This is a genomic window from Arthrobacter sp. 35/47, assembly GCF_000520475.1.
In the GTDB taxonomy this organism is placed as follows: Bacteria; Actinomycetota; Actinomycetes; order Actinomycetales; family Micrococcaceae; genus Arthrobacter_D; species Arthrobacter_D subterraneus.
The window spans coordinates 33,705-36,415 of record NZ_KI914599.1 but is presented as its reverse complement, the minus strand read 5'-3'; the positions used below and the strand labels follow the sequence as shown (position 1 = coordinate 36,415).

General features: G+C 65.5%; 2 protein-coding genes and 1 pseudogene. All 3 read left to right on the top strand.

Annotated elements, in window-relative coordinates; all coding sequences use genetic code 11:
• The first annotated feature begins 77 nt into the window (after nucleotides 1-77).
• A complete protein-coding gene (locus X803_RS0109905; RefSeq protein WP_026545019.1) occupies nucleotides 78-1,316 on the top strand; it encodes a PucR family transcriptional regulator in 1,239 nt (412 codons plus the stop codon).
• Between the two features lie 78 nt (nucleotides 1,317-1,394).
• Nucleotides 1,395-2,360 carry an ACP S-malonyltransferase gene (locus X803_RS0109900; RefSeq protein ID WP_026545018.1) on the top strand — a complete coding sequence of 322 codons (966 nt, stop codon included), beginning with the start codon at nucleotides 1,395-1,397 and terminating at the stop codon, nucleotides 2,358-2,360.
• A pseudogene (locus tag X803_RS21500) lies at nucleotides 2,357-2,711 on the top strand (3-oxoacyl-ACP synthase); the annotation flags it as partial. The gene X803_RS0109900 and the pseudogene X803_RS21500, both read left to right, overlap by 4 nt.

Sequence of the window (2,711 nt, the reverse complement as noted above, 5' to 3'; positions counted from 1 at the left end):
CCTGTTCGCCGTTAAGGCTCTGTTTGTAGCCTTCGTACAAAATGGAGCCGAAGGTGTCCGGGCCGTATGCTCGAATTATGGCATCGCCCACTCCCCCGCGCGGATCGTCCCTTCCCGCTCCGGACCCGGCCACCGTGGACCGGCTCCGCACACAGATCGGTGCACTCTCCACGGCTACCCTGAAGCAGCTCGATTCCTCCCTGCCGTGGTACCGGAACCTGCGTCCGGACGAGCGCTCAGCGCTGGGCCTGGTTGCCCAGAAGGGCATCGCTTCCTTTGTGAACTGGTACCAGAAGCCGGTCTCGCCTGCGTGGGTTCTCAGCGATGTGTTCGGTACTGCACCTACTGAGCTCACCCGGTCCATCAGCCTGCAGAAGGCGCTTCAGCTCATCCGGGTGGTTGTCCAGGTGGTCGAGGACCAGGTCCCCGATCTCGCCTCGGACGCGGATCAGGGCCTCCTGCGGGAAGCTGTTCTCAGGTACTCGCGGGAAGTGGCCTTCGCGGCAGCAGATGTGTATGCCCGTGCAGCCGAAACCCGCGGCTCCTGGGATACCAGGCTCGAAGCCCTGGTTGTTGACGCCATCCTGCGCGGAGAAAGCTCGGACGCACTGCGCTCCCGGATTGCGGCCGTGGGATGGAAGTCGCAGGCACCGATCACCGTCATGGTCGGCAGCTCACCGGCCGAACCCAACGCAATGTTCCTCAATGAACTGCGCCGCACCACCGGCCGGCTTGCCGAGGACACACTGGTCGGCATCCAGGGGGACCGTCTCATTCTTGTCCTCGGCGGCGTACAGGACCGGAACAGCGCCTACGCCAGGCTGAGCGAATTATTCGGGCCGGGACCGGTGGTTTACGGGCCCGAATCCGCTTCACTCGTAGCGGCCAGCGGGTCAGCACAGGCAGCTTTCGCCGGACTCACCGCCGCCCGGGCCTGGCCGTCCGCGCCGCGTCCGGTTGCAGCCGACGACCTGTGGCCGGAGCGGGTCATCTCTGGCGATGACACCGCGCGCAAGTCCCTCCTCCGCAACATCTACCGTCCCCTGGCAAATGCCCAGAACGGACTTGAGGAGACGCTCTCCGCCTATCTCGCCCTGGGTCACTCGCTCGAAGCCACATCACGTGAACTGTTTGTTCACGCCAACACCGTCCGATACCGTCTTCGACGCGTTTGTGACATCACCGGGTGGGACCCGCTGATCCCCCGGGAGGCGTTTGTTCTCCAGACTGCTTTGGTCATCGGCCGGCTCGCACCGCCGCCGAAGACCGCTTCGGAGCGCTCAGCAACACGGCCGGAGCGCGTTCCTTCGTTGTAGACTTCCTACAAAGTGGCTTCGGGAGCTTCGTGCACCGGAACACCCTGCTTCTGACCGCCGATTTGGAAAGCTTGATACGTGCTCGCAATTCTCTGCCCTGGACAAGGGTCCCAGTCCCCCGGATTCCTGACCCCGTGGCTCGACCTTCCGGGCGTGCGGGAGCATCTTGAGGCTCTCAGCGAGGCAGCAGGCGTCGATCTCGTGCTTCACGGCACGGTCTCCGACGAGGAGACCATCAGAGACACCGCAGTAGCACAGCCGTTGATTGTCGCCGCGGGACTGGTTGCCGCCCGCGTACTCCTGGGAGACACTCCACTCACCTCCTCCACCGTGGTTGCCGGACACTCGGTCGGCGAACTGACAGCGTCAGCTGTCGCCGGAGCGCTCACGGAGCAGGATGCCATCAGGCTTGTTCGCACCCGGGCACAGTCAATGGCCGCCGCGGCCGCCGTGACACCCACCGGCATGAGTGCCGTTCTGGGTGGAGACCCCGACGACGTCGCAGCCACCCTTGAGCGGCACGGATTGACCGCAGCGAACGCCAACGGGGGCGGGCAGATTGTCGCGGCGGGCACTGTCGACCAGCTCGCCGCCCTTGCGGCAGATCCGCCGCAGAAAGCCCGCGTCATCCCGCTGAAGGTGGCAGGCGCCTTCCACACCCATCACATGGCTCCAGCGGTGGAAGCGCTTGAGGAGCTCCGCCCCTCGCTCTCACCCGCGGAGCCCCTCGCCACGCTGCTGTCCAACTTCGACGGCGAGCCGGTGGCTTCCGGAGACTTGAATCTGGACAGTCTGATAGCGCAGGTCTCGCGCCCTGTCCGTTGGGATCTGTGCATGCAGCGACTCCAGGATATGGGCGTCTCCGGTGTGCTGGAACTTCCTCCGGCGGGTACCCTGACAGGGCTGGCAAAGCGGGGAATGCGCGGAACGGCCGGACTGGCAGTAAAAACGCCCGAGGACCTGAGCGCCGCCCGGGCCTTCATGGACGAACACTCCCGCACCGCTCCGCCAGCGGACGCCCCCATCGCAGAAGGAAACGCGTGACTACTCCCACCCTCAATCAGTCTCCGCTGCAGGAGAACACCCGCATCCACGGTTTGGGCATCTGTCGCCCCGAGGTGATCGTCACCAACGAGGACATCTGCCAGTGGATCGACTCGTCCGACGAGTGGATTCGCCAGCGCACCGGCATCGTCACCCGTCACCGCGCGGACAAGGACACCAGCGTCATTGACATGGCCGAAGCCGCGGCCCGCGCCGCCCTGGAGGATGCAGGTATCGAAGCGTCACAGCTCGGCGCCGTACTGGTCTCCACCGTGACGCATCCATACGCAACTCCCTCCGCCGCAGCGCAGCTCGCAGACCGGCTCGGCGCCACGCCGGCACCTGCCTACG

Bases quoted from the DNA above. Each gene is read 5' to 3' on its own strand.
- X803_RS0109905 (WP_026545019.1), top strand. From the start codon at position 78: ATGGCATCGCCCACTCCCCCGCGCGGATCGTCCCTTCCCGCTCCGGAC.